Source organism: Onishia taeanensis (assembly GCF_900100755.1).
GTDB lineage: Bacteria > Pseudomonadota > Gammaproteobacteria > Pseudomonadales > Halomonadaceae > Onishia > Onishia taeanensis.
Window position 1 is genome coordinate 323,949 of record NZ_FNCI01000004.1, and the last position, 26,501, is coordinate 350,449.

Below are 26,501 nucleotides of genomic sequence, written 5' to 3' on the forward strand. Positions count from 1 at the left end.
GTACCGCTCGCCCGGCGATGGTGCCTACTCGGTGGCCCACTCGGCTTCTGGCAACCTCAGGCCTGCGTCTCGCGCAGCTCGCGACGCAGCACCTTGCCGACGTTGGTCTTGGGCAGCTCATCGCGGAACTCGACGTAGCGCGGCACCTTGTAGGCAGAAAGCTGCGTGCGGCAGTAGGCGCGCAAGGTTTCGGCATCCAAGTCCGGATTGCGGCTGACCACGAACAGCTTGATCGCCTCGCCGCTGTTTTCGTCCTCGATGCCCACCGCCGCCGCCTCGATCACATCCTCGTGGCCGGTCACGACATCCTCGATCTCGTTGGGATACACATTGAAGCCCGAGACGATGATCATGTCCTTCTTGCGATCGACGATGCGGATGTAGCCATCCTCCTGCAGAACGGCGATGTCGCCGGTACGAATCCAGCCCTCTTCATCCAGCGTCTTGGCGGTTTCCTCCGGCAGATTCCAGTAGCCCTTCATCACCTGAGGCCCCTTGACGCAAAGCTCGCCGGGCTCGCCCAACGGCAAGGGCTCACCATCGGCATCGAGAACCCGAACCGAGGTGCCGGCCACAGGCTTGCCGATACTGCCCAGCTGGATGGCATCGACCGGGTTGAAGGAGACGACCGGCGAGGTCTCGGTCATGCCGTAGCCCTCGGCGATGGCACAGCCGGTAACGCTCTGCCAGCGCTCTGCGGCGACGCGGGTCAGCGCCATACCGCCGGAGATGGTCAGCTTGAGCGGCGAGAAGTCGATCGACCGGAAGTCCTCGCGCTGGCATAGCGCATTGAACAGGGTATTGAGGCCGATGAAGCCGGTGAAGCGTGTCTTCTTGAGCAGCTTGACGAAGGCGTCCAGATCGCGGGGGTTGGTGATCAGCACCGAGTGATTGCCGGTCTCGACCATGAACAGGCAGTTAACCGTAAAGGTATAGATGTGATAGACCGGCAGCGGCGCGATGATCGTCTCGGTGCCCTCTCCAAGTGCCGGGCCAATGGCCCCATGCGCCTGTAGCATATTGGCGATCAGGTTGCGGTGAGTGAGCATCGTGCCCTTGGCGCGACCGGTGGTCCCCCCGGTGTATTGCAGGGCGGCGATATCCTCCGGGGAGCGCGCCACCTCCCGGTGTTCGAGTCGCCGCCCCCGGGCCAGCGCCGAGCGAAAGCTGACCGCCGTGGGCAGCGCATAGTGCGGCACCAGTTTTTTGACGTACTTGACCACGGCGTTGATCAGCAGCCGTTTGGCAACGCCGTGCAGGTCGCCAAGCTCGGTGACCAGCACATGCTCGATGTCGGTCTTGTCGAGCACCTTCTCCAGCTTGTCGGCCATATTGGCCAGAATCAGGATCGCCTTGGCGCCGGAGTCCTTGAACTGATGGGCCATCTCTCGCTCGGTATAGAGCGGATTGGTGTTGACCACCACCAGACCGGCGCGCAAAGCACCGAATACCGCCACCGGATACTGCAGCACGTTGGGTAGCTGGATCGCGATGCGATCCCCTGGCTCCAGTGCCGTTTCGTGCTGTAGCCAGGCGGCGAAATCGCCAGACAAGCGATCCAATTCGGCATAGGTCAGGGTTTGACCCATGCAGCTAAAGGCCGGCTTATCGGCGAAGCGATCCACCGACCTTCTGAAAACATCCACCACCGAGGTGTAGTCGTCGAGCCCTTCAAGGGCCGGGCCTGTGAGAGTCGCTGCACTGGCATGCTCGCTCATGGGCGGATCTCCGCAAAGGCGCCGACACGACCGACGCACTGATCATTGTTGATGAAAGGCCGCCGTGTGGCAGCCGAGCCACCTGATTAAAACAAACGATTGAAACAGGTGTTAAACATCAATCAGACGTTGCCACTCTTCAAATCAGGACGCCATGCCACTTTGGTCCTTATATCCTGCCAGCATAGTCCGATATCACGCCTGATAAAGCTTGAAGAAGCTATTAAGAAAGGGACGCTATTTTGACGTTAAGTCGTCTTTTGAGCCGGCTATGTCAGTCGGCTTCCGGCAGAAAGCGCGCCAGTATCTCGCCGTCATGCCAGACCAAGAGTTCCCCGGGAACCATCCGCACCCAGTCCTCGTTATCAGTCAGAGGTTCGGTCGCCAGCACCGAGACGACATCATGCTCGGTGGTATGCTCGGCGAAATTCACGTTCAGCTCGGCATCCGACAGATTGGCCTCACCGAAGGGCGCGCGGCGGGTGATATGGGCAAGCTTGGTCGAACAGTAGCTATAGAGGCGCACGCCGTCGGACAGCAGCAGATTGAAAACCCCTTTACTGCGCAGGCGCTCGCAGCAGCGATGTAACAGCGCCCACAGCGCCTGAGGGTCTTCGGGCGGTTCGGGAAAGTGATGGCGCAGCTCGCCCATCAAATAGCAGAAGGCATGCTCGCTGTCGGTGCTGCCAATCGGTCGACAGACGCCCAGTGGCAGTTCCTGCCAACCCTCGAGCTGACCGTTATGGGCATAGCACCAGGGGCGCCCCCACATTTCGCGCGTAAAAGGATGGGTATTGGCCAGGCGCACCTGACCCACATTGGCCTGACGGATGTGGCTGATCACGATATGCGACTTGATGGGATAGTCGCGAATCAGCCGGGCAATGGGAGAGTCCACCGAGGGATGCGGGTCGCGAAACTCGCGATAGCCGCCCTCCTCGTAGAAGGCGATGCCCCAGCCGTCGCGGTGCGGCCCCGTGCCGCCACCACGATGCAAGAAGCCCGCGAAGCTGAAGCAGATATCGGTGGGCACATTGGCGCTCATGCCGAGCAGTTCACACATGCGGATCCTCACTGCGGCGCGACGCGTCTGATGAAGCGGTCACATGCCGAGACGTTTGACGCCCACGGCGCCTGCGAGCGCCAAGCCACCACAACCCCAGCAGCAAAACGACCGCCATCGCCGCCCAGGCGAGCCAGGAGCGGGGCTGGTCTTCAAGATTCTGCACCAGCCGCTTGGCCTGGCCGGGCAGCGCATTGATGGCCTTCACCACCCGGTCGGCGGCCGCATCTCCGTCGAAGGCACCTGATTCGGCCCCTTTCGCCGTGTCGTCTGGCGTCGCCGGCAGGTCGCGGCTGACCAACTCGGCGCCATCCAGGCGTGCCTCGTCGAGCAGAATGCGACCGTCAGGATTGAGCAGCAGTCGCGGTAGCTTGAGCTGGCGTGATTCGCCGTCCAGCTGCACCTCGGCTTCAACCTGCAGCGGCACGCCAATATCGTCGGGCAGTTCGGGCAGGTTCACCCGCCAGCGACGCTCGTCCAAGGACTCGATAGGCAGCGCCTCACCCTGCAAAGTAGCGCTCAAGCGCGTGTTGGCGGCATTGAGCGCCGGATGCTCGGCCTCGAGCCACACCTGGCCGTCTTCACGGCGGGCACTGATAGCGGGCAACACGTTGACGGCCTGAACACGCTGGCGATGGGCGTCCTCGCCTTCGACATCGATGACCAATCGCGCATTGCCGGTCAAGTTCGGCGCCGGCAGCACACCACTGAATCGCTCGGCGCCTGGGGTCGGCTGGGTCAGCGGGCTGGTCTCCATGACCGACCCATCAAGGGCTTGTAGTTCAGCCGTGACCCGCATGCTATCAAGGCGCCCGGCCTCCAGAGGCGAGCCGTCGTCATTGGCGAGCCAGGCTTCCAGCGGCAGATCGAAGCCCTGATAGAGGGTCGCCGGCAATTCGCTGGTATGCAGCACCAGCGGTGACACCACGCTGACGCGGCTGTCCGGCGCCAGATCACCTTCGATCCGCCATTCGCCCTCTTCAGGCGAAGGCACGGTGATCAGATCAAAGCGCGGCTGGCGCTGCCAACTGGCCCCCTCCGGCAGGTTATCGGGCGTGTAGCGACGGCCATCGGGGCCGACGAGCACCGTGGGTGGCGATCCCGGCTCATGAAACAGCAGGGCCGAGAAGGCCTCTACCTCAGGGTCGATGGGGAAGCGATTGTCGCTGAGCGGTACCTGATCGGTCGGGAAGATGCGCTCGAAGATATCGAGAAAGCTACGCAGCAGGTCTTCAGGCGTCTGGGCGAGCGCGGCAAGCCCCTGGCTTGCCTGGGCCAGGCGCTCGACCAAGCCCAGGTCCGCCTGTGGCGAGAAGGCGATGGCATGGATGGTGACGCCACGTTCGGCAAGCGCGGGGGCGAGCTCATCGAGCAGCGTCTGACGCGAACGGGCATCTCGGGCCGACTTGTTTCCGCCGGCCGGGGCCAGGTCGATGACGCCATCGGTCAGCAATATCAGATGCCGCTTACCGCCAGGCTCCTCACTGGCCGCACGGATCGCCGCCTCGATATCGGTATATTGCTGATAGTCGACCAAGCTCGGAGCCAGGGAGCGCGCCCGTTCTCGCCAGCGGCGATCCACCGGTCCAACGGGAAGCGGGTTCTCGACCCGCTCACCGAAGGTCCAGAGCCCGCCGCGAGAGCCCTCAGGCAGCAGCGAGGCCAGAAGCTCCAGGGCGCTGGCGCTCAAACGCTCGGGGTCGTTGTCTTGCATGCTGCCGGAGACATCGAAGATAACCCGCACGTCTGCGGCGGCGTCCGCCTGGGGCCTGCCGTTCTCTGATTCGACGTCCTCTGTCACCTGCTGGGCAAAAACGCTGGTCGACCACAGCAGACAACCCAGCACGGCACCGAACATGACGCGCATAGGTACTTCCCCTTAACCGATGACCGGCTCCTGGCGTTCATGACTCGAGGCTTCAGGCCGTTCGGCGGCACTCGCCTTTGGCGCCAGCGGGCGGCGCAACAGACGCCAGACCCCGAAGCCCAGCAAGGCCCCCAGGGCGGCGCCCACGACCAGAAGCAGCGCTGCGAAACTAACGCCCTTGCCTTGCAGAACCGCGACGGCGGTCACGACCACCGCCGGCGCCAGGCCGGTGTGGGCCTCGGCCTGATCCAGCGTCGTCAGTGAATAACTGGCCGGCATCCAGATGATCCCGGCCACCACCCCGGTGATGACCCAACGAGGCAACCTTGGCAGAAAGCGAATTCCCAGGTGGCCAGTCACCAGTACAACCAGCGACAATAGGCCATAGATCAGCCACAGTTGTGGCAACGAATTGGACAACAGCATCATTTCTCTCCAGGCGTACGCCTCCTGGCGCACGCATCTTCAATTGATTGCACATATGGTACACCGCACCTAATGAAAGCACAGCCGTCTGCCTCGCCCATCGACCGTTTCTACCGCCCGGACGACCTCGACTGGCACTGGCTGGAAAATCGCGACGATGCCGCCGTCAGCGATTTCCTCGACGCCGCCAACGCCGAAAGCAGCGCTTGGTTCGCGCCACTGGAGTCGGAAGTCGAAGCGCTCTATCAGGGCCACCTGGCCCGCCGAGAACTGGCCGTCACTGGCTTGCCGGCGCCCTTGGATCACTACACCTACTGGAGTGAGACCGCCGCCGATGCCGACTACCCGCGCTGGTGGCGCCACCCGCTCGACGCGCCATCCCAGCGGGAATGCTTCCTCGATGTCGAGGCACGCGCCGCCTTACTCGACTTTCTCGAGATCGGCGACATGGCGCTTTCGCCCGACGAGGCTTGGCTGGCCTGGACCGAAGACACCAGCGGCGACGAGATGTTCACGCTCTACCTGAAGTCACTGCCAGACGGGGAGCCTCGGCTGTTGCTCGAGGGCATTGGCCCGGAACTGTGCTGGGCCGAGGATGATCGTACGCTGCTGTTTACCCGCTACGACGACATCCAGCGCCCCGAGAGCATCTGGCGGTTGGACACGGCGGCGCCTGAGCAGGACGCCCAGCTGATACTGCGTGAGGACGACCCTGAGTTCTGGTTGGGCATCGGCAAGACGCGCTCGCGCACCTGGCTCGTGCTGGAGAGTGCGTCCAAGGACACCAGCGAATGCTACCTGCTGCCGGCGTTGGCGCCGGATCGCACACCGCAGTGTTTCCGAGCACGCGAAGCCGGCGTCGAGTACGCGATCGAGCATCGCCCCGGACATTTTTACATCTTGAACAACCGCGAGGCGCCGCACTTCCGGTTGGATGTATGCCCAGAACAGGATCGTAATGCCTGGCAACCGTTAATCGCCCACCGCGATGACCAGACCCTCGAAGGCGTCGATGCTTTCGACTGGGGGTTAGTGATCACTGAACGCGATCATGACAAGGCGCAGGTGTATCTGCGGGTACTTGAGCTGGATGCCCAACACGGCATGCAGCGCGACGAGCGCCTACCGCTGCCCGAAGAGCCCTGCAGTCTGGCCCTGGGGGATACGCCGCACTTCAGCGAACGGCGACTACGGCTGCGCGAGGAATCCTTTACCCTGCCGATTCGTTGGCTCAGCCACGACCTGGACACCGGGGAGCGCAAGCTGCTCAAGGAGCAGCCGGTGCATGGCAGCCTGCTTCCGTCGCAACTGACCTGTCAGCGGGTATGGGCCGAGGCCCATGACGGCGAGCGGGTGCCGGTGTCCATCGTGGCCCGTGCCGATCTTTTCGGCCAGGCACCGATGCCGACCCTGCTGTACGGGTACGGCGCCTACGGTGAAGTGCTGGACCCCTGGTTCTCGATCGCCCGGCTGGAGCTTCTGGAACGCGGCATCGCCTTCGCCGTCGCGCATGTTCGCGGTGGTGGCGACCGAGGCGAGCCCTGGTACCTGGCCGGCAAGCTCGAACACAAGGAAAACAGCTTCCGCGACTTCCTGGCCGCCCGTGACCGCTTGGTCGAAATGGGGCTAAGCGACGCGGATAAAATCGTCGCCTATGGGGCCAGTGCCGGCGGGCTGCTGGTAGGGGCAAGTCTCAACCTTGATCCCAACGCCTTCTGCGCCGCCGTGCTCGATGTGCCCTTCGTGGATGTGCTGCGCACCATGGAAAACCCGGACCTTCCCTTGACCATCGCCGAGTACACGGAGTGGGGCAACCCGGGGGACCCGGCGGTACGTCAGCGCCTCAAGGACTATTCACCGCTGGACAACCTCCAGGCGCAGCCCTACCCGAGCGTCTTCCTGCAGGGCAGCTGGCATGATGCCCGCGTACCCTACTGGGAGCCCGCCAAGCTGTATGCAAGGCTGCGGGAACTGGATAGCGCCCGGGGCCCCATCATCTTGCGCACGGATATGGAGGCCGGCCATGGCGGTGCCTCAGGCCGTTTCAAGGCTTGGCGCGATAATGCCCGCCAGGATGCCTATGTCCTCTGGGCCCTCGGGCTGGCCGAACAGGCCTGACAGCGTCTCCACCAATGACAAGGCTTCGTCCGGCGCTCACCGGACGAAGCCTTCTTTGATATGGGTCGATTACGCTAACGTTGCAGTAAGCGAAAACGACCCAGCGCGATCAACCTCCCCGGCCGGACCCCGTACCGCCGGCACCGCCGCCGTTACCGCCGCTGCCGCCATCACCACCGGCACCGCTACCGCCACCGCCGGACCCGCTGCCGCCACCGCCGGAACCACCGCCGCCGCCGCCGGAACCACCGCCGCCGCCGCCGGAACCACCACCGCCGCCGCCGGAACCACCACCGCCGCCGCCGGAACCACCGCCGCCGCCGCCGGAACCACCACCGCCGCCGCCGGAACCACCACCGCCGCCGCCGGAACCACCACCGCCGCCGCCGGAACCACCACCGCCGCCGGAACCACCGCCGCCGCCGCCGGAACCACCACCACCGCCGCCGCCATCACCGCCCCCTCCGCCGCCATTACCTGGATCGGTCGGGCCAGTGGGATCGGTTGGCCCCGTCGGTGCGGTCGGCTCAGGTGTGCCTGGTGGCGCCGTAACGGCGGCCACCTGTAACAGGAAGCCGTCACAGCCACTATCGAGGAAACCACCACCACCCCCGCAACCGCCGCCGCCTGCTGCTGGAGCCTCGAGATCATCGATCAATGCATCCAGTTCCGCATCCGTCAGCGTGTTATTTCCGATCTCGCTCATCTGATCCGGTGGTAACGGACTCGCGAAGCTCTCTTCCGGTGACGACTGCGCCAAGACGCCTGCCGATGACAAACAACCAACTGCCACCGCCAGGGCCGTCAACTTGAACTTTTTCATTGCCCTGTCCCCTTGCTACTGCCCCTTACCTGACGCACCGCCTCTCGGCTCGCGCAAAACATTCTGTTACACACCACCACAGCATGGTTACCTTAGAACCCCTTCACCATCGGAAAAGGGAATGGTTCTTCAGTATCAGAAGTTGCAATAAAAACGCTCAGGCAAGCGCGAAGAGGATCATGCTCAGGAGGGAGGAAACGACTAACCGTCGATAGGCAGGATCGCGATGATGTGCTCTTCAAGGGCTTCTTCTGGCACATCTTTCTGCGATACAGCGAAGCTGGCCACGCTGATCCCCTTGCGATGAACTCGGGAGGGATCACCAGAAATCAGCGGATGCCAGCCGGCCAGTTTACGGCCTTCATGAAGGCGCCGGTACGCACAGGAGTGCGGCAGCCAGCGAAAATCCTCGACTCGCGCCGCCGTCAACTGCGTACAGTCGGGCACGCGCTCAAAGCGATTCTCGTAATCGCTGCAGCGGCAGGATGAGATATCGAGCAGTTCGCAGGCCACATTGAGGACGGCCACATCGCCGCTGTCTTCATCTTCGATCTTGAGCAGGCAGCACTGCCCGCAGCCGTCGCACAGCGCCTCCCATTCTTCGCCGCTCAGCTCTTCAAGGGGATAGCGCTCCCAGAAACGCTCTCGCATGAGGACTCCTTGGTGCGCCACGCGGCGCAGATGGGAACAGGACGACGAGTCGTCAATAGCTCGGTCGTGTCGGGGTGCGATAGAGGTCCAGCAGGTACTCTTCCTTGGCCGGCGGCATCTGCAAATAGAACCCCTTTTCGTCGATGGCGGCCATCACGTCCGCGGCCTTAGCGCGGGAAAGGCGCTTGTCGGCCGTGAGGATCATGGTCAGCACCGGCTCAGGTTTGCCAAAGTGCTCAAGCAAAGCCGCAGGCAGATCTTGCAAGCCGTTGCGCTTGTCGACGTAGAGATACATCTCATCCTGGCGTGGACTCTTGAAAATCTCACACAGCAGTTTGCGCTGGGTTGCATCACTCATGAACGTTCACCTGATTGAGGGCGGCCGCCAAGTCGTCAGACAAGCACTGGCCGCGCCAGCCATTGGGCAGCACCAAGGGGCGGTCGAGCAGGTTGGCGGTCACCAGCGATTCGATATCGCGACGGCGCATCAGCACCTCTGGGGCAATGCCCAACTGCTCAGCCTGTCGCGTCACCACCTGCTTCAAGGCCTTGAAGCGCTTCTTGAAGGGGCCGGTGAGCGGCGACGGCAGCGCCTCGGCAAGCTCGCTTTCGTCGCAGTGGCGCGCCTCGCGCACTAGCGCCAGCAGGGTATCCCCGTCGCGCTTGATCACACCGGGCTTCAGGCCTTCGACCTGGGCCAGACCATGGCGATCCTTGGGCATGCGCTCGGCGATCGCATAAAGCAGCTTATCGCTGACCAACCAGCCGCGAGGCAGGTTGCGTGTCCGGGCTTCGCCTTCTCGCCAGGTCGTCAGGCGCCGATAGGCCTCGATTTGTGGCCGATCGAGGCGCCACAGCTGGCGATGGCGCAGATACCACTGGCCGTCAGCCTCAATACTGCGCCCGGCTTGACCGACGATGGCGGCACAGTCGGCCTCGAGCCAGTCGAGGCGCCCCCGAACCTCGAGAGCCGCTCGTTGAACCTGCCAGACCTCGAGGAGATAGATCACATCCAGCGCCGCATAGCGGCACTGGGAGTCGGACAGCGGGCGCTCTAGCCAATCGGAACGGGTTTCGTCCTTGGGCAGGACATGGCCGGTCCATTGCTCCACCAGCCGCTGGTAGCCCATCGCCGGATCTTCGCTGAGCAGCGACTGCGCCACCTGCGTGTCGACCAGCGGCCAGATGCTGACGCCGGCCCAGCCACCCAGCACCTCTAGATCCTCACTGCTGGCGTGCAACAGCTTGAGCGGCCCCTCGGACAGCAAGGCTTTAAGCGCAGAAGTGGCCGCGACGGCCTGGGGATCGACCAGGTAAGCCGTTTCGCCGGCGCACAGCTGGACCAGGGCCGGCACAGGAAAGAAGGTGGATTCACGAAAGAACTCGGTATCCAGCGCCAAGGTATCGGCGCCTGCGAGCGTCTTGCAGGCCTCATCGAGGTCTTCGGGGGTATCGATCCAGCGAATATCGAGATCGCGATTGTCGGGTGCCAGGGATTCGGGTGCCGGGGACATAGCGTTTCCAAGTAGAACTGCAGGCGTCGACTCACTCACCGCTGAAGGGCAGGCGACCATTGAAGGCGCGGCTCAGGGTGCCGCCGTCGACATATTCCAGCTCGCCGCCCATGGGCACGCCATAGGCCAGGCGCGACAGACGAATCTGGCGGCCGGTGAGCTGAGTGGCGATGTAATGTGCCGTGGCTTCGCCTTCCACGGTGGGGTTGGTGGCTAGAATCACTTCATCGACGCCATCTTCGGCAAGGCGTGCCTCGAGCAGGTCAAGGCCGATATCTTCCGGGCCAATGCCATCGAGGGGCGAAAGATGGCCGTGCAGCACGAAGTACTGGCCGCTGTAGCCACCGGCTTCCTCGATGGCCAGCATGTCCGCAGGCGACTCTACCACGCACAGCAACCGCTCATCGCGGCGCGTGCTGCGACAAAGCCCGCACAGCTCTTCTTCGGTCAGGGTCCGGCAGCGCTGGCAATAGCCGACCTCGGCCAGTGCCTGGGCCAGTACGCTTGCCAGCCGCTCGCCGCCCTCACGCTCGCGCTCGAGCAAATGCAGCGCCATCCGCTGGGCGGTCTTGGGCCCCACCCCCGGCAGCACACGTAGCGATTCCAGCAGTCGATCGACGAGGGGTGAGAAGCTCATCAGAACGGCATCTTGAAGCCAGGCGGCAGGTTCAGGCCGGCAGTTGCCTCTTCCATCTGCGCCTTGGACGCCGCTTCGACCTTGCGGACTGCATCATTGACGGCGGCAGCCAGCAGGTCCTCGAGGAGCTCCTTGTCCTCTTCCATGATGCTCGGGTCGATTTCGACCTTACTGACGTCATGGCGACCGTTCATGGTGACCTTGATCATGCCAGCGCCGGCTTCCCCCAGGACCTCGGCCTTGGCGGCCTCTTCCTGCACACGCTGCATTTTCTCCTGCATTTCCTGAGCCTGCTTCATCAGGTTGCCCATGCCACCTTTCATCATGGTGAGATTCCTCTTGAGTCGTTGAGTCGTGAACCAGCGGCGTCAGGCCGAATCGTGGTTCTGGCGCGGTTCGACGCTATCTTCCACCAGACGAGCACCGAAGGCCGCCTGGAGTTTCTGAATATGTGGGTCAGCCTTGAGGGCTTCAACCGCCACCGCATGACGCTCGGCGTTGAGGCGCTCGGATTGGCCTCGGGGCGTTTCCACCGTTTCGGGAATCTCGCCCACCTCAATGTTCACTTCACGTTCGATGCCAGCACCCGCAAGCGCCTTCTGGATGCGTTTAACGTGGACCTCGGCATTCATTGCCGCCTGCGATGGCGCCAAACGCAACACCAGCGTATGGCCATCGTCTCGTTCGACCACACAATGCGCCGCCAGGTTGCGTGTTAGACCACCAAGCCCCAACCGTTCGAATAGGTCGAGCCAGGTCGCCTGATCCAGCATAGCGCCGCTATCGGCCGGCGCCCTCGCAGCAGCGGACGGCGCCTCGGTGTCGCGGGAAGACGCAGCGCTCGGCGATGCTTCATCCATCGCGTCGGATGCGCTATCCGCGGCTATGGCGGGCGTACTCGCGGCAGCTGCAGTGTCGGGCGCCGCAGTGGCTGCGGCGGCTGCCGGCTCAGGCGCCTGGGGGGCTTCAGCGCTGGCTTCGGCTTCCCAGGGGGGCGGAGCGGTGCCCATGGCGCCGGGCTCAGTGCTGTTGTCGGCACGGTGGCTCTGGTCGGCCTCATGAGCCGCCAGATCCTCGGCGGTATTCCCAGCGCTAAGCTCAGGGTCTTGCGTGGCAGCCTCGACGGGAGGTTCCACGGCGCTCGTCATATCCTCCGGAAGTGCTTCCCAGGGAGGCGGCTGATCGCTTGCGGGGCGCGGATCCGCTGGTGCCGTGGGCTCGGCCGATTCAGGTGCAGGCTGAGAAGCCGGCGTTGGCGCGGGCGACGACGGCTCGCGATGTTCGTCGTCAGGCACGGAAGCGGCAGGCGGCGGCGAAGCCGGTTGAGCGGTTCTGGGGGCTTGTGCACTGGGCTTGCCTGACGCCTGCTCCGGCACGGCGTCGCCGGTCATCGGCAGCGGCGTCTGGGCCGGTTTGGGGACGCCTTGAGGGCGGAAGGCCAGCATCCGCAGCAGGGTCATCTCCAAGGCCGTACGCGGCTCTGGTGCCTGATCCATATCACCGCGGCCCTGCAGGCCGATCTGGTAATAGAGCTGGACGTCTTCGGCGGTAAACCGCGAGGCCAGCGTCAGCAGGACCTCACGGTCGCCGTGACCGTTATCCAGGGCGCCGGGCACCATCTGCGCCACCGCCAGCCGATGCAGCACCCCAAGCAGGTCATCGAGCACGCCGGCAAAGTCCGGCCCTTGCTCGGCCAGCGCGGCCACTTCACCGAGCACCCGCGCTGCGTCCACCTCGGCCAGCGCCTCAAGCAGCGTCAACACATGACGCTGGTCGAGGGTACCCAGCATGGCGGCGACATCGGCCTGGCGCACCTGACCCTGGCCGAAGGCGATCGCCTGGTCGGTCAGGCTCATGGCGTCGCGCATCGAACCATCGGCCGCCTTGCCAAGCAGCCACAGGGCGCTTTCGTCGAAGGGCACATTTTCGACCTCGAGCACTCGGCTCAGGTGCTCGACGATGCGCTCCGGCGGCATATTCTTGAGAGTGAACTGCAAGCAGCGCGACAGCACCGTCACCGGCAGCTTTTGCGGATCGGTGGTGGCAAGCAGGAACTTCACATGCGGCGGCGGCTCTTCGAGGGTCTTGAGCAGCGCATTGAAGCTATGGGTCGAGAGCATGTGCACCTCATCGATGAGGTACACCTTATAGCGGCCCTGGGTCGGCGCGTACTGCACGTTGTCGAGCAGTTCGCGGGTATCCTCGACCTTGGTCCGCGAGGCGGCATCGACCTCGATCAGGTCGACGAAGCGCCCATCGTCGATAGCTCGGCAGTTCTCGCACTGCCCACAGGGAGTTGAGGTGACGCCGCTATCGTCTTCGCCATTGGCGGTGCAGTTCAGGCATTTGGCCAGAATGCGTGCCAGCGTGGTCTTGCCGACGCCGCGCGTACCGGTGAACAGATAGGCATGGTGCAAGCGCCCCTGATCCAGGGCGTTGACCAGCGCACGCTGCACGTGCTCCTGCCCCACCAGTTCATGGAAGGTGCGGGGGCGCCATTTGCGGGCCAATACCTGATAGCTCATGCAGCGCGAGATCCTTTCATCGAAACTCTCATCGTTACTTGCATCGAAATCGAAATAGACGACGTCGTTCAACGCACGACGCAGGGCCAAGCCTAGAGCCTGAACCAAAGGGGCTAAACCAAAAGAGCTATTCTAGCTGCTGGAGCGCATGGCCGAAAGCCGAGGGGGGAACCACTAGGAGACAGAGGTTTCTGCCACCTGAAATGGAGGCGGCCCCGACAGCCACATCCCGGCACACGCATCCATCACTACCGTTGCTCCCTTCCGGGCCTGGCGGGGTTTGCGACTTAGCGTTGCGGGAGGACCGACGGGGCCACCATAACGACTCGATTGCTTGCCAAGCGATAGGACTATTCAAGGCTACCTGGCTGATTCGCCAGCGCATCGAGCGGGGCGCACTATAACAGCGCCCCACAGGGTCCGCAAGGCCAGATGTTGGGGCCCCGGCTCGGCTCAGATGCCAGCTTTCTAGTCTAGGCTTATAGGTGTAGCTTGGTCGTTACCTACAAGACCTCACATCACTGGGAAGAGAACCAATGCAAAAGGATTCCAACAAGGGCTATATCGCACTATTGGGCTGGAGCCTAAGCGCTGTAGAGGCCGCCGAAACCTTTGATCGCCGCTACGTGGTCGTGGCGCCGGATTGGGCCGAGGATTATTGCGAAAAGCACGATATTCCCTACGTATCCTGGAACTTCGAGCGCCTCAACGATCGTTCCATGGAGATCGCCGAGACCCTGAAAGGCATGGGCGTCGACGTCGCCATTCCGCTGTTCGAAGAGACCGTGGAATGGGCTGGTGCAATCAACTCCGTGCTGCTCGATAGTCCCCGCCTCTACGGCCAGTCGCTGCTGCTGCGCGACAAAGCCCTGATGAAGCGTCGCGCTCAGCTGGGTGGCATCCGCGTGGGCATCTTCGAGGAAGCGCACGACAAGGAAGACGTCATCCGCTTTTTGAAGCGCGTCAACCAGACGCTGCTCAAGCTCGACGGCGACCCCAATGACCCGATCCACCTCAAGGCCTTCGACAAGGCCGGCTGCCTGGGGCATCGCGTGATCCGCACCCCGGATGAGGTCGATACGATTCCCGACGAGGAATTCCCGGTGCTGATGGAGTCGCACCTGGATGGCTGGGAATTCGCGGTCGAAGCCTGGATTCACAACGGCAAGATCGCCTTCCTCAACATTTCCGAGTACGTAACGCTTGGGTATTCGGTGTTCGTGCCGGCCTCTCCGGAACTCGAAAGGTATCGTGAGCAGATCACGACGCAGATCGAGAAGCTGATCAAGGCCTTCGATATCGAATTCGGCCTGATCCACCCCGAATACTTCGTCACCAACGATGGCGAGATGTACTTCGGCGAAGTCGCCTACCGCCCGCCGGGCTTCAAGGTCTTTGAACTGCTCGAACGTGTCTACGGCTTCAACGCCTACCAGGCCTCGATGCTGGTCTTCGACCCCAAGACCACCGAAGAAGAGGTCAAGGCCTTCTTCCCAAAGGAAGTGGTCGATGCCGATGGCTTTGCAGGCTGCTTCGGCGTCTATCCGCGCCGCCGCGTGGTCAGCAAGCTGGAGATCCCCGAAGAGGTCGAAGATCATCCTTACTTCGAGTCCCACGAGCTGACGGCTCCCCTGGAAGAGACCGTCACCAAGCGTACCGCTTTCGGCACGCACTGGGGCCTTATCTACTTCAAGGGCGACGAAGCTCAACGCATGAAGGATCTTCTCAAGCATATGGAAGACCTTGATTTCTATGTCTGATGTAGGGCGTCATAGAAAGCATGCAAGCCTGATGACAAGGAGTCTGCGTGACATCGCCACGTGACACGACACCCCAAAGTGAGGCGTCAGAGGCCAGCGAGAAGCTCGCTGGCCTTTTGAAAAAATTCGACGACGCCATCGCTTTGCTCAACAACGCGCGTGACTTCGCCAAGCCGAGCAAGCTTCCACGAGTGCTGGATACCGCTCGGCGGGTCATGTTGCAGGAGGGCGGCTGTGCAGCCATAGAGGCGCGCGGCCGTATTCTCGAAGAAGCCGGCATTTTTCTGGGATCAGACTGGGAAACGCCTCAGCATCTGGTCCCATCACTCACCACTCATGCGCTGACCAGCGCCGATCCCAACATGGTGGTGATCGAGTCGCTAAGCGAGCTGCGACTGCTGGCCGTGGCCAAGGGTGATTACATTCACCCACTCATTTCTCTGGAACAGGCGCACCACTACCTGACCCAGACCATGGCGATCAACCTTCGGCTGTTGTTTGGCGAGCCCACCGAGGCCGAACGCGAAACTCAGGGCCGGCTGGCCGAGGTGCCACGTCACCTGTTTCGCCATTTGTCCGAACGCATCGGTTATGAACACATCATCGACCACCTGATCGAGGAAATCTGGCGGATACTCGAGCAGCGCCCGATCCAGGTAGAGCCCGTCAAGTCGATGATCACTCAGATCGCTCTCTGCCAGGCCAACCCCGATATCGACCTTGGGGGCAGCGGCCAGGGCGCCGACCGACTGGTCAGCGCGCTGTTCGGCCCCACCCGCGCCTCCCGCGAGGATCCGGGCCTCGATATCTATCGCGAGCGACTGGCCAGCATGGACGCCGCGGCTCTCCAGGGCGAGGCCACCGGCTTCGCTCGCTCCATGCACGATACGGGCCTGGTCTCCGCCTATCACCCGGTGCTGCTGCGCCACCTGCTGGACCACAGCGATCACCTGCTGGCGGAAGCCATGGGCCTTTCCTCCACCGGGCGCGATTGCCTGCTCTGCTACCATGAACTGGTCCACGCGCTGATTCGCGGCGGCGTCTATCCGGAAACCTCCCAGGCGGTCTACGGCCTGACCCTGACCCTCGAGCGCGGCATTTTCTATCAACCCCCGGTGGCGCCGGCCATGTGGCGACAGCTAGGGCTGCCGCTCTCCGACTGGTCACAGGCGCGCCTAAACCTCGCCTTCGGGGAAACCATCTCGCCCAGGGCAAGGCTACTGGAAGGCGTGCTTTGCATGCTGGGCCTGCCGCTGGGCGTCGGCCAAGGCAACAACCCGACCTGCCAATCGGCGCGCGCCCTCTCGATGTGGGCTTACAACGATCCGGACTATCTGCTGCAGATGGTGGCCTGGGCCGCTCGCGATGACGATATCATCATGCACTTCGAGGGCATGCCGCTGTCTTCCATGGCCAGCCTGTCCGGCGTCGCCCAGAGCCTGCCGATGGACCTGGACCCGGTCTCATTGATCGTGGTGCCGCACCTCGATCGCATCTATGCCGAAATGGGCCGTCGCTGCATTGGCCGTGAAGGCGACCCGCACCGCTGGGTCAATCCGGAATTCCATGGCTGGTGGTCCGGCCGAGGCTTTCGCATCAATGTCGATGTCGCGACCGGGCAGCTGACGGAACTGGATGATTTCCTGCGCCACTTCTATGCAAGCTATCACCCTTACTACAACGGCAACCAGCCGCTGATTCATCCTCAGCCGGCCGGCATCGCCGTGACCGACACCGCGGCCCGCTTCATCGGCTGGCATGCGATCACCATCCTGCGCGCCAACCTCGACCCCAATGACGTGATGCGGGTCTACTTCTTCAACCCCAATAACGACAGCGGTCAGGACTGGGGCGACGGCATCAAGGTCAGTACGGCAGACCATGGCGAGCGCTTCGGCGAGTCTTCGTTGCCCTTCGAGCAGTTCGTGTCGCGCCTGTATATCTACCACTACGACCCACTGGAGCGAGGTGAGCTGGCCAACATCACCCAGGAAGAACTCGACCGGGTGACCGGCTACATTCACCGTAGCTGGGGCAAAGATCGCATCCCCCAGGGCGAGCTACAGGCGAGCAGCGGACCGACACCGCCAGGCGAGGACTAACAGGGCGCTTTCGCGCCCCTCCCCTTGATACACGCCAAGCATCCGGCGGCCTGCGGGATTCTCTCCCGCAGGCCGTCTTGCGTATAATCGCCCCTCATCTTTTCCGCTCTTTTGGCCAGAGGCTCCATGATCCGACTCGACCAGCTGCTCGTCGCCCAGGGCCTGGCGCGCTCCCGCTCACGCGCCCAGCGCCTGATCCGCCATGGCCGGGTCAGCCTGGCAGGCCAGCCACCGCTGACAAAACCCTCGGAAAAACTGCCCGAGGACAGTCCGCTGACGGTCGCCGACGACCCCGAGGAGCGCTACGCCTCGCGGGCCGGGCTCAAACTCGAGGCCTTGCTGGAGGCACGCGGCATGCGTCTCGACGGCAGGGTCGTTCTGGATGTGGGCCAGTCGACCGGCGGGTTCACCGATTGCGCGCTGCACTTCGGCGCGGCCCATGTGATCGGCGTCGAGGTCGGCCACGACCAGCTCGACCCCAGGCTTCGCCATGACCCACGCGTCAGCTGCCTGGAAGGGCTCAACGCCCGCGCCATGGCCGAATCGCCCGTATTGCGCCAGGCCATGGCGGAGCATGCCCCCGACGGGCTATCGCTTGCCATCATGGATGTCTCCTTCATTTCCCAGACCTTGATCTTGCCTCAGCTAAGCCAACTGCTATCGTCAGGTGCAGAGCTGCTCTCGCTGGTCAAACCGCAGTTCGAGGTCGGGCCCGGCAAGGTCAACGAGCGGGGCATCGTCACCGATGACGCCCTGCTGTCAGGCGTCGAGTCGCGTATTCGCGCCTGCTGCTCAGAGCATGGCTTCACGGTGCTTGGCTGGCAGGACAGCCCCATCAAAGGCGGCGATGGCAACCGCGAATTTCTGCTGCATGGCCGGCGCGACTGAAGCGGCGCCGGTCATCTTCTTCTGGCGACTGAGCGTCGCCCGCTCCGCTAGCCTTCGTCCTCTGGCCCATCATCCAAGATGCCGCGGTCTTGCTTGCCGAGACGAGGCGAGCCCTCTCCCCGACTGGTGCGCGTTTTGTCGCTGTCATCCTGCCTGTCGGCTTGCCTCTCGCGGACGGCCGGCGCTCCCCACTCGATAGGCCCACCCTTGGCATCATGCAGGCGCACATCGAGCTGGTTGAAGGCGATTTCGACACCGTGCTCCTGGAAACGCGCCGCGATCTCGACGTTGATTTCATCCGCCGCATAAAGCCGGTCGGTCAATGAATTGACGAAGATGCGCAGTTCGAAATCAAGGGTGCTGGCACCGTATTGCAGGAAGAACACCTGCGGCTCCGGGTCCTTGAGCACCCTGGCATTCCCCTTGGCCGCCTCGCGCAGCAGGCGATGCACCAGCGCCAGGTCCGAGCCATAGGCCACCCCATAGTTGAGCACCACCCGAGTGACGTTGTCGGATAGCGACCAGTTGATCAGTTGGTCGGTGACGAAGGTCTTGTTGGGAATGATGATCTCTTTGCGGTCGAAGTCCGTAACGGTAGTGGCACGAATACGAATGCGGCTGACGGTGCCATGCAGGTTGCCAAGGGTGATGGTGTCGCCGATGCGCACCGGCCGCTCGAAGAGAATGATCAGGCCCGAAATGAAGTTGGCGAATATTTCCTGGAGCCCGAACCCCAGGCCCACCCCCAAGGCAGCGACCAGCCACTGCAACTTGTCCCAGCTCACGCCGAGGGTTCCCAGCGCCATCACCACCCCACCCCCGGCGATCGCATAAGACAACAGCGAGGTGATCGCATAGGCACTGCCCTGCTTGAGCGCCAGCCGCGACAGCACCATCACCTCGAGCAGGCCGGGAAGGTTGCGCGCCAGCATCATCGTCAAGGCCACCGTCACCAGGGCGATGAAGACGTCTGCCACGCTGATCCCCGCGGCGACCCCGCCTTCGCCACCGGCGCCCGACTCTCCGGCCCATACCGCCACCTGGTTCAGGTAGCCAAGCACGCTTAAAAGATCCGCCCATATCAGATACAACAGCATCGCCAGCCCCAGCACTAGGATGAGCTTGGATAGGCGCAATGACTGCTGATTGACCTGATTCATGTCCAACGGCGGTTCCTCGACCACCTCCATGCCGTTTCCCGACTCATCGCGCTTCAGCGACCGGCGACGCGCCAATGCGCGCCGGTAAGCCAAGCGCCGCGCCGCGACTGCCAACCCCCGCACCACGGAGGCTTCGACCACGATCCAGGTTCCCAGCAGATAAAGCGTGATCACATAACGCGACACCAAGCTCAGGGCCGTGTACTCATACCCCAAGATGATCAGGCACATCAGCAGCAGCGGGACCGCCGCCAGCGCCAGGCCGACCAGCAATCGCAGCAGCAAGACGCCGAAAAAAGGCGTATGGGCGGCAATCAGCTTGCTCTGCACCACCGCCATGCCAGCCAGGCCCGACAGCATCAGCAACAAGGCCAGCGGATACTCGGACAGGGTGATTTCGCCGCCGCGGGCCACGCTCGCGATCATCAGCACCGGCACCAGCGACAGGCCCAGCCAATGCAGCAGCCTGGACAGCCGCTCCGCGTAGGCCGATGGCCACAGGAAATGCCGCGTCGCCACCCCATCGCGCACCAGCAGCCGCCTCGCCCAGGCGATGCTGCCCCAGGCCAGTGCCAGTTGAACCAGCGCCATGCCTAGCCGCGACGCCAGGCCAACTTGCCCGACCAGCAGCACCAGGCCCAGCGACGCCAGCACCAGCGGGCCGGGGCTTGCCAACAGCGCATTGAGCGCTATCGCCTTCGGGGTCAGGGCCTGGGTGTCATACTTGAGATGTCCGATCTTGTCACTGAGCAGTACCAGATGTCGCTTGATCGGAGGACGCAGCAGGAAGAGAACGACGGCGAACAATAGCGGCAGCAGCCCCACCAGACTTCCAAGCCCAGGCCACTGCAAGGAAAATGCCGAGCGCCACGCGCCATGCCCCCAGGTGTCGGCCAGCCGCGCCGGTATCTGCCCCAGCCAGCCCAGGTCCAGCGGACGGCTATTGGCCACCCAGAACAACTGCTCGTCGAGCGTCGTGCGCAGCTGCCTGCTGAGGGCCAGCAGCTGCTGCTGATTGAGCTGCAAATCAATGGCCGCGCTCAGCTCCTCGCCATAGGCTTGCTCTACTTGGTCGACCAACTCTCGCCGCGATCGATAAATCCTCTCCAGGGCAGTGATCAGCGCATCCGAGGGTTCGACCTTGGCCGCCGCCAGTTCCTCTTTTGCCAAGGCAGTGGTATCGCGAAGCGCCTCACGCTGGCGACCCAGCTCGAACTGCTTGAGACGCAGGTCGGCGATGTCGTCCTTGAGGTTGCGACGCTGCTCGACCTGCGGCAGCAGGCGGCGCTGTTCGCGCAGGATGCGTGACAGCAGCAGGCTGCCGCGAATCGCGTCGATCTGCTCATTCAGGGTCCGCTGAAGCTGGCGCACGCGGTCGAGCTGGCGTCGCACCTCCAGCCCATCGCGGGCCAGGGTGTTGGAAAGCTCCGTGGCCTTCAATAGCTCGAGGCTCAACTCGCGATTGACCTCTTGCGCCTGCTTGACCACTGGGTGCTCGGCTTCCACCTGGGCGCCGCCGGCCGCCGCCTCCTTGATGGCCTGCTCGGATTGATCCCGCCGCTTGCGGTCGAGAACCGCCTGCAGCATGGCCAGGCGGGCCTCCTGCTGGGCGATCTGTCGGTTGAGCTGGTCCTGGCGAAGCTGGGCGAGTTCACGCAGGCGAGAGTTGGCATTCAGCGCACTCTGCTGATAGCGCACGGTCAGATCCGCCAGGCGCATCTCGGCGAGTCGCTGCAGCCGTTGAGGATTATCGGCCGGCACATCGGCCAGGTTTTCCAGGGCCTGGCGGCTGCTCTCGAGTGCACGCATCGCATCAGAGATACTCTGCTGGGCGCGTTCGGGCAGCGTCTGGGTGTTGATCAGCTGCGTATTGACCTCGCTCAGGCGATCTTGCTGTCCCTGCAGCGTATCCAGGGCATCCTGAAGGCGAGCGGCCAGATCCGCTGTCGCAAGCGAGTCGAGTGACTCAAGGGTCATGTCCGACGCGGGAGAAAGGTCGTGTTGCAGCGACTGTTTCAGCGCCTCGATATCCGCCGGGGAGCTGGCGATCCGCTTCTCCAGTGCCGCCATATCGGCCTGCATGTCCTGCCACTTGGAAAGCGTCTGCCGGGTCGACTTGAGCGCTTCTAGATCACGCTGCGTGGCCTCATCAAGGGTCGCGCCTTCCTGAGGCTCGAGGCTCTGAATACGGCTATTCAAGGCCGCGATACTCGGCAGATCGGGCGTCGAGGCGTCCTGCGCCGGTGCCTGCCCAGTCAAGGCCAGCAGCACGAGAAGCACCAGTAGTGCCCACCACTTAGCGTGGACGACCCTCCTTGCCCAAGGCGCCGCATCTCCTGGCGCAAGACCATGCCCATTCACCTGCCCCACGGCCTTACCTCCGCATTTTCACTCAACGCATATTCCGCCATGTTTCTCAGCGGCGCCTAGACACGCCACCGAGCCACCATGATAGACGGTGCCGAGCGAATCCTTGCATAGCAGTGTCTATCGCCACGAGGATCGCCACAACTCGGCGCGACCGCGACATATCGCCTCTTCCCCGCGAGGGAAAACGCCCTTGCGAAAGTCGTTGAGAACGTCGTTGCGAAAGTCGTTGAGAAAGTCACTGAAAACGCCCGAGAGATAACGAGAACGATTGACTTGGCCTGACGTCATGGTAGAAACAGAGCTCGATAGGCGACCGACAGGAATCAGAACATGGCCATGCCCAAGCCACTCAAGGCGCTCGCCCTGGCCTTGTGCGCTAGCACACTGGCAAGCGAAGCCGTCGCACAAGACAGCGACACCGAGGGGCGAGCGACCAACCAGCCGCTGACTCAGGAAGAGATGACCGACCAGCTTTCGGCCCAGCGTGCCCTGGAAGAAGCCGAGCAGCGGCGCGAACTGGAGGAGGAATCCGAGAATAATCCCTTCGCGATTACCGCCTATCGCCGCAACTACCTCTTCCCCTGGAGCTACAACACAAACCCCAACCAGGAGGACTTCCGTTCGATCAGCGACTCGGAAGTGGGCAATGCCGAGGTCAAGTTCCAGTTCAGCGCCAAGTTCAAGCTAGCCGACAATGTATTCGGCAACAACGGCGACCTGTACTTCGCCTACACCCAGCGCAGCTGGTGGCAGGCCTACAATTCAGAGGCCTCTTCGCCCTTCCGGGAAACCAACTTCGAGCCAGAGATCTTCGTCAGTTTCGACAACGATATGTCGATGCTGGGCTGGACCAACATCCAGAACCGCTTTGCGTTCAATCACCAGTCCAACGGCCGCTCGGAGCCGCTGTCACGTAGCTGGAACCGGCTCTATCTGGAAAGCATCTTCCAGAGCGGAGACTGGGTGGTCAGTGTAGCGCCCCATTGGCGCATCCCGGAGGCCGAAGAGGAAGACGACAACCCGGACATCGAGCGCTACATGGGATATGGCGACATTACCGTGGCAAGGCGTCTGAATGACAATCACGAAGCCAGCCTGCTGGTGCGAGGCAACCCCGGTGCCGGTCACATGGGCTATCAGTTCGACTATTCGCTGCCCCTCTCCGACAGCATGCGTTGGCATATCCAGTATTACCACGGCTACGGTGAGAGTCTGGTCGACTATGACAACAACAACAATCGCCTTAGCATTGGCTTCAGCCTCAACTCTTTCTTCACCAACGCACGCTAAGCATCGGCAAGGGCACCACGGACATGCATGACGAAGGGTGCTGTCCGCGGTCCCAGACTGCTATGCTGAACACGTTTCCCAACCGTCAAAGGAAGACTCGAATGGCTAACCGCACGCCCAATATCGATGCCAGCACCGACCAGCTAAAGAGCGACCTGGAGCACCTGACCAACACGCTCGAGGAGCTGGTGAACGCCACAGCGGATGATTCACGCAGCAATATCAAGGAAATGCGCCAGCGTGCCGAGCAGCGCCTAAAAGATACCCGCGCTAACCTGGAAGCCCGGGGCGAACGGCTCTACGGCAATGCCCGCGACAATGTGCGCGAACAGGCCGATGCGTGCGACAAGTACGTCCACGCTAACCCCTGGACCAGCATCGGCATCGGTGCCGGTGTCGGCGTCGTGATCGGCATGCTGATCGGGCGGCGCTAATGGCTGAGGGCCAGGGACCGGCAGAGCGCGTATTCGAGGCCACCCGGCGACTGATCGGCAGCCTGATTGCCAGCGGCGAGACGCGATTGCGTCTCGCCGTGGTAGAGCTCGAAGAGGAGAAGGCTCGCCTGATCACCCTACTGCTGCTGGCAGGGGTCAGCCTGCTGCTGCTGCTGTTGGGCTTGGCAATGCTGACCCTGCTGGTGGTCGTGGTGTTCTGGGACAGCTATCGCTTGGAAGCCATCGTCGCCTGCGCGCTAGCTCTACTGGGCAGTGGCCTGGCCATGGCGCTTTGGGTGCGTCGCCTCGCCAGACGACCGACCCTTCTCAAGAGCACGCTCAAGCATCTCGCCACCGACCGCGAGCTCATGAACGAGGAGCGACAGCATGCCCAAGCCGAGCGCTAATACCGCTGCCCGCATAAGCACCGATAAGGCAAGCCTTGCCGAGCGCAAGGCGCAGCTTGAAACCCGCATCGAGCAGCAGCGTATCGATGTGTTGGTCAACGCCGAACACTGGCGACAGGCCACCCACGGCATCGATGCCCTCTATCATGCCGTGATGCGCTGGAAAGCCCCGCTGTATGGGGCTGCCGGGCTGATAGCCTGGCGCAGCCTGCGTCGCCCCAAAGGGGTCAGGCGCCTCGCCGGGCGTGCGCTCGGACTCGCTTTGACGGCAAGGCGCCTTCGCCGCCTTGTCAAGTAACGGCGCCTATGACCTAGCTATCAGGGGCCGAGCTGTCGAGGACCTGACTCAGGCACCTAGGCTCAGGATCTCGCCACCTTCCAGAAACGCCGATAGCGGCGGCATAAGGCCTTGGGTGATTCGGCATACAGCAGGCCACCGAGCCTTCGCGCATCTTCCCGCAGGGTGAGCTGACGGCGCGACGCGCGCCACTCCAGTTCCGCCACAATCCCTTCTTCCAAGCCCTCCAGGCGCAGCAGCTCCTCCCGCAGCATCGTGAGGTCATGTTCGTCGCCCAGTCGTTCAGCCAGCAACTTGAGCTCCTTGGCGCGAGCACGCTGAGCCGCCGGCCAGAGCGGGTGAAGCAGGCGCATGTGATACCAGTGATACTTGACCTGCTTGCGCCACTCGTGGAAGTCGCCATCATCACCGCTGGAATACGCCTGATTGAACGCCGTGCGCCCTCGGCCATAGACCGTCTTCAAGCCGCCGGCGATGGCCTTGAAGCCCTTTTCCGTCAGCCGCCAACTTGGCAGCCGCTCGCGCACCGCCTCGAGTTCTGCGCGGGCCGAGGCCAGGTGTTCGGCGGTGTTATCCCCGTTTCCGTTCTGGTTCTTTCCGGCCTCCGCCCCGGCGAGCAGCCGGTCGCGTGCGGCGACCAGCGCTTCACGCACGGGGGCAAGCTGGCGGGCCTCGTCATTCAGGGTTTCCGGGGGCACCAGGATATCGAAGGTGTCGATGCACACCTGCGCATCCCGCGAGCCCGACAGGGCGTTTGCCGCATCACGCAGGGCCGCGTTTTCTCGGCGATACATGTCGGGCGGCATGGCATCACGCATCAGGCGCAGCAGCCCCCGCAGCATCTTCATCCGCTTGCGGACCTGATGCACATGATCGGCCAGTCGCGGATCGCTCGGCGCGATCGCCAACTCAGCCAGGGCCTTGCGCAACTGGCGATCGCCGATTCTTGTCAGGTTGGCCTGCATGGCCCGGTCCAGCCGAAGTGCAAACGCCATGGCATTCCCCCTATGCGATAGACACGATGAGCCAACAGCGACTCGGCGGTTACCGCCATTTGCCCCAGAGACCTAAAGGGCCTAGAGCGACTGCCCGCAGGCCACCCCCGACGCCCAGGCCCATTGGAAATTGTAGCCGCCCAATTCGCCGGTCACATCCAGCACCTCGCCGATGAAGCGCAGCTGCGGCAGGCCATTGACCGCGAAGTCCTTCGACGACACGCCACGGGTATCGACGCCGCCCATGGTGACCTCAGCAGTGCGCCAGCCTTCGGTGCCCGCCGGCTTGATGGACCAATGATTGAGGCGTGCCTGCCAGTCTTCTAGACGCGCATTGGACAGCTCAGCAAGCGCAGCATCCTCGCCATACCACTCACTCAACGCCTGGGCGAAGCGCTTGGGAAAACGCTCGCCAAGCCAGGTCGACAGGCGCCGCTTGGGGGTTTCACGGCGCGCCTGGGCTAAGGCCTCGAAGGCATTTTTTCCCGCCAGCAGGTCGATCTCGAGTTCATCGCCGGCCTGCCAATAACTGGAAATCTGCAGCATGGCAGGCCCGGAGAGTCCGCGATGGGTGAACAGCATCGGTTCCCGATAGGCACCGTCACGGCACTTGACCGCCACCTCGCAGCTAACGCCGGAAAGCGCCGCGGCGCGCTCCTTCCACTGCGATGTCAGGGTGAAGGGCACCAGCGCCGCCCGGGTGTCGGTGACCGCAAGACCAAACTGGCGGGCGATGTCGTAGCCAAAGCCGGTGGCGCCCATGCTGGGGATCGATAACCCACCGGTGGCGATGACCACGGCACCGGTGTCGATGCGCCCAAGCGAGGTCTCAAGGCGCATCCCCTCGCCCCGTCGCTCGATGGAGTCGACGCGAGTCTTGAGGCTGACCTCGACACCCGCCCACTCACACTCGGTGAGCAACAAGCGCACGATGTCCTTGGCCGAATCGGCGCAGAAAAGCTGTCCCGGCGCCTTCTCGACGTACTCGACCCCATGGCGCTCGACGAGCTCGACGAAGTGCTCCGGCCGGTAGCGCTTCAGAGCCGAAATGCAGAAATGCGGGTTGCCGGAAAAGAAGTTGCCGGGCCCCGTCGCCATATTGGTGAAATTGCAGCGACCACCACCCGACATCAGAATCTTCTTGCCAGCCTTGTTGGCATGGTCGATCAGCAGCACCCGCCGGCCAGCGTAACCGGCGGTCAGCGCACACATCAGCCCGGCCGCACCGGCACCGATCACCACCACATCGGGTTGGGAAGTCATGCAGCATCACCCTTGGAGCCATGGAACAAAGGCGAGATGGTACCAGAGCGGCAGGGAACCCTGGTGATCTTCCGGCTCATGTCACGCTGGCCTTAAGACTAGGCTGACCATACAAGCCCTGAGGGTCGGTCCAGGCGCCACGTTACTGGCCATGGCGGGCTCTTGTACGTGTCTTGTCGACAGATTGTCTTA

At 63.1% G+C, this 26,501-nt stretch carries 22 protein-coding genes and 1 other RNA gene; 8 read left to right on the top strand and 15 right to left on the bottom strand.

All coding sequences use genetic code 11. The features are described from left to right. Positions 1-56: 56 nt before the first annotated feature. From BLR71_RS08400 to BLR71_RS08415, 4 genes are all read right to left on the bottom strand, one after another. Positions 57-1,718 carry an AMP-binding protein gene (locus BLR71_RS08400; RefSeq protein WP_092525005.1) on the bottom strand — a complete coding sequence of 554 codons (1,662 nt, stop codon included), beginning with the start codon at positions 1,716-1,718 and terminating at the stop codon, positions 57-59. 274 nt (positions 1,719-1,992) lie between these two features. Continuing rightward, positions 1,993-2,781, bottom strand: coding sequence for a class II glutamine amidotransferase (locus BLR71_RS08405; protein ID WP_092525007.1), 789 nt, complete (start codon positions 2,779-2,781; stop codon positions 1,993-1,995). After that, complete coding sequence (locus BLR71_RS08410; protein ID WP_092525008.1) at positions 2,774-4,648, bottom strand: VWA domain-containing protein; 1,875 nt, start codon at positions 4,646-4,648, stop codon at positions 2,774-2,776. Before BLR71_RS08410 ends, BLR71_RS08405 begins: the two co-directional genes overlap by 8 nt. A 12-nt stretch (positions 4,649-4,660) precedes the next feature. Next, the gene (locus BLR71_RS08415; RefSeq protein ID WP_092525010.1) at positions 4,661-5,074 is read right to left on the bottom strand and encodes a hypothetical protein; all 414 of its coding nucleotides are present in this window, start codon (positions 5,072-5,074) and stop codon (positions 4,661-4,663) included. A gap of 72 nt (positions 5,075-5,146) precedes the next feature. On the opposite strand from BLR71_RS08415, the gene BLR71_RS08420 reads away from it, so the two are divergent. Next, entirely contained in the window at positions 5,147-7,192 is a 2,046-nt protein-coding gene (locus BLR71_RS08420) for a S9 family peptidase (protein ID WP_092525012.1), read from the top strand. Positions 7,193-7,301: 109 nt separating this feature from the next. Here BLR71_RS08420 and BLR71_RS17995 read toward each other — a convergent pair whose 3' ends face one another. The 8 genes from BLR71_RS17995 to ffs form a co-directional block, all read right to left on the bottom strand. Further along, entirely contained in the window at positions 7,302-8,015 is a 714-nt protein-coding gene (locus BLR71_RS17995) for a hypothetical protein (protein WP_175491638.1), read from the bottom strand. A 201-nt stretch (positions 8,016-8,216) separates the two neighbouring features. Beyond that, positions 8,217-8,666 carry a YcgN family cysteine cluster protein gene (locus BLR71_RS08430; protein ID WP_092525013.1) on the bottom strand — a complete coding sequence of 150 codons (450 nt, stop codon included), beginning with the start codon at positions 8,664-8,666 and terminating at the stop codon, positions 8,217-8,219. A 52-nt stretch (positions 8,667-8,718) separates the two neighbouring features. Further along, entirely contained in the window at positions 8,719-9,024 is a 306-nt protein-coding gene (locus tag BLR71_RS08435) for a YcgL domain-containing protein (protein ID WP_092525015.1), read from the bottom strand. After that, entirely contained in the window at positions 9,017-10,180 is a 1,164-nt protein-coding gene (gene rnd, locus BLR71_RS08440) for a ribonuclease D (protein WP_092525017.1), read from the bottom strand. The genes BLR71_RS08435 and rnd overlap by 8 nt, the downstream gene beginning before the upstream one ends. Before the next feature lie 31 nt (positions 10,181-10,211). After that, positions 10,212-10,817 carry a recombination mediator RecR gene (recR, locus tag BLR71_RS08445; RefSeq protein WP_092525019.1) on the bottom strand — a complete coding sequence of 202 codons (606 nt, stop codon included), beginning with the start codon at positions 10,815-10,817 and terminating at the stop codon, positions 10,212-10,214. Next, on the bottom strand, positions 10,817-11,143 hold the full coding sequence (locus tag BLR71_RS08450; RefSeq protein ID WP_092525021.1) for a YbaB/EbfC family nucleoid-associated protein: 327 nt from the start codon (positions 11,141-11,143) through the stop codon (positions 10,817-10,819). The genes recR and BLR71_RS08450 overlap by 1 nt, the downstream gene beginning before the upstream one ends. Before the next feature lie 42 nt (positions 11,144-11,185). Continuing rightward, positions 11,186-13,342: a DNA polymerase III subunit gamma/tau gene (dnaX, locus tag BLR71_RS08455; RefSeq protein ID WP_092525122.1), complete on the bottom strand. Its 2,157-nt coding sequence runs from the start codon at positions 13,340-13,342 to the stop codon at positions 11,186-11,188. Between the two features lie 213 nt (positions 13,343-13,555). Beyond that, positions 13,556-13,652, bottom strand: an RNA gene (gene ffs / locus BLR71_RS08460) — signal recognition particle sRNA small type. Positions 13,653-13,878: 226 nt separating this feature from the next. Between ffs and BLR71_RS08465 the strand changes: the two genes are divergently transcribed. The 3 genes from BLR71_RS08465 (at position 13,879) to BLR71_RS08475 (ending at position 18,092) form a co-directional block, all read left to right on the top strand. Next, the gene (locus BLR71_RS08465; protein WP_092525023.1) at positions 13,879-15,102 is read left to right on the top strand and encodes an ATP-grasp domain-containing protein; all 1,224 of its coding nucleotides are present in this window, start codon (positions 13,879-13,881) and stop codon (positions 15,100-15,102) included. Positions 15,103-15,149: 47 nt separating this feature from the next. Continuing rightward, a complete protein-coding gene (locus BLR71_RS08470) occupies positions 15,150-17,204 on the top strand; it encodes a hypothetical protein (protein WP_092525025.1) in 2,055 nt (684 codons plus the stop codon). Between the two features lie 126 nt (positions 17,205-17,330). Beyond that, the gene (locus BLR71_RS08475; RefSeq protein ID WP_092525027.1) at positions 17,331-18,092 is read left to right on the top strand and encodes a TlyA family RNA methyltransferase; all 762 of its coding nucleotides are present in this window, start codon (positions 17,331-17,333) and stop codon (positions 18,090-18,092) included. Between the two features lie 47 nt (positions 18,093-18,139). On the opposite strand, the gene mscK is transcribed toward BLR71_RS08475, so the two are convergent. Continuing rightward, entirely contained in the window at positions 18,140-21,622 is a 3,483-nt protein-coding gene (mscK, locus tag BLR71_RS08480) for a mechanosensitive channel MscK (RefSeq protein ID WP_422730764.1), read from the bottom strand. A gap of 330 nt (positions 21,623-21,952) precedes the next feature. On the opposite strand from mscK, the gene BLR71_RS08485 reads away from it, so the two are divergent. The 4 genes from BLR71_RS08485 to BLR71_RS08500 all read left to right on the top strand — a co-directional run bounded on the left by BLR71_RS08485 (position 21,953) and on the right by BLR71_RS08500 (position 24,051). After that, positions 21,953-22,912 (top strand): phospholipase A, encoded by a 960-nt coding sequence (locus BLR71_RS08485; RefSeq protein ID WP_092525029.1) that lies wholly within the window; start codon positions 21,953-21,955, stop codon positions 22,910-22,912. A 101-nt stretch (positions 22,913-23,013) separates the two neighbouring features. Continuing rightward, positions 23,014-23,346, top strand: coding sequence for an ElaB/YgaM/YqjD family protein (locus BLR71_RS08490; RefSeq protein ID WP_092525031.1), 333 nt, complete (start codon positions 23,014-23,016; stop codon positions 23,344-23,346). Further along, entirely contained in the window at positions 23,346-23,753 is a 408-nt protein-coding gene (locus tag BLR71_RS08495) for a phage holin family protein (RefSeq protein WP_092525033.1), read from the top strand. Before BLR71_RS08490 ends, BLR71_RS08495 begins: the two co-directional genes overlap by 1 nt. Next, the gene (locus BLR71_RS08500; RefSeq protein ID WP_092525035.1) at positions 23,734-24,051 is read left to right on the top strand and encodes a YqjK family protein; all 318 of its coding nucleotides are present in this window, start codon (positions 23,734-23,736) and stop codon (positions 24,049-24,051) included. The genes BLR71_RS08495 and BLR71_RS08500 overlap by 20 nt, the downstream gene beginning before the upstream one ends. 62 nt (positions 24,052-24,113) lie before the next feature. Here the strand turns inward: BLR71_RS08500 and BLR71_RS08505 are convergent, their stop codons facing one another. Together BLR71_RS08505 and BLR71_RS08510 are read right to left on the bottom strand one after the other, a co-directional pair. Next, on the bottom strand, positions 24,114-25,046 hold the full coding sequence (locus BLR71_RS08505; protein ID WP_092525037.1) for a CHAD domain-containing protein: 933 nt from the start codon (positions 25,044-25,046) through the stop codon (positions 24,114-24,116). A gap of 81 nt (positions 25,047-25,127) precedes the next feature. Further along, entirely contained in the window at positions 25,128-26,309 is a 1,182-nt protein-coding gene (locus BLR71_RS08510) for a BaiN/RdsA family NAD(P)/FAD-dependent oxidoreductase (RefSeq protein WP_092525039.1), read from the bottom strand. Positions 26,310-26,501: the final 192 nt, after the last annotated feature.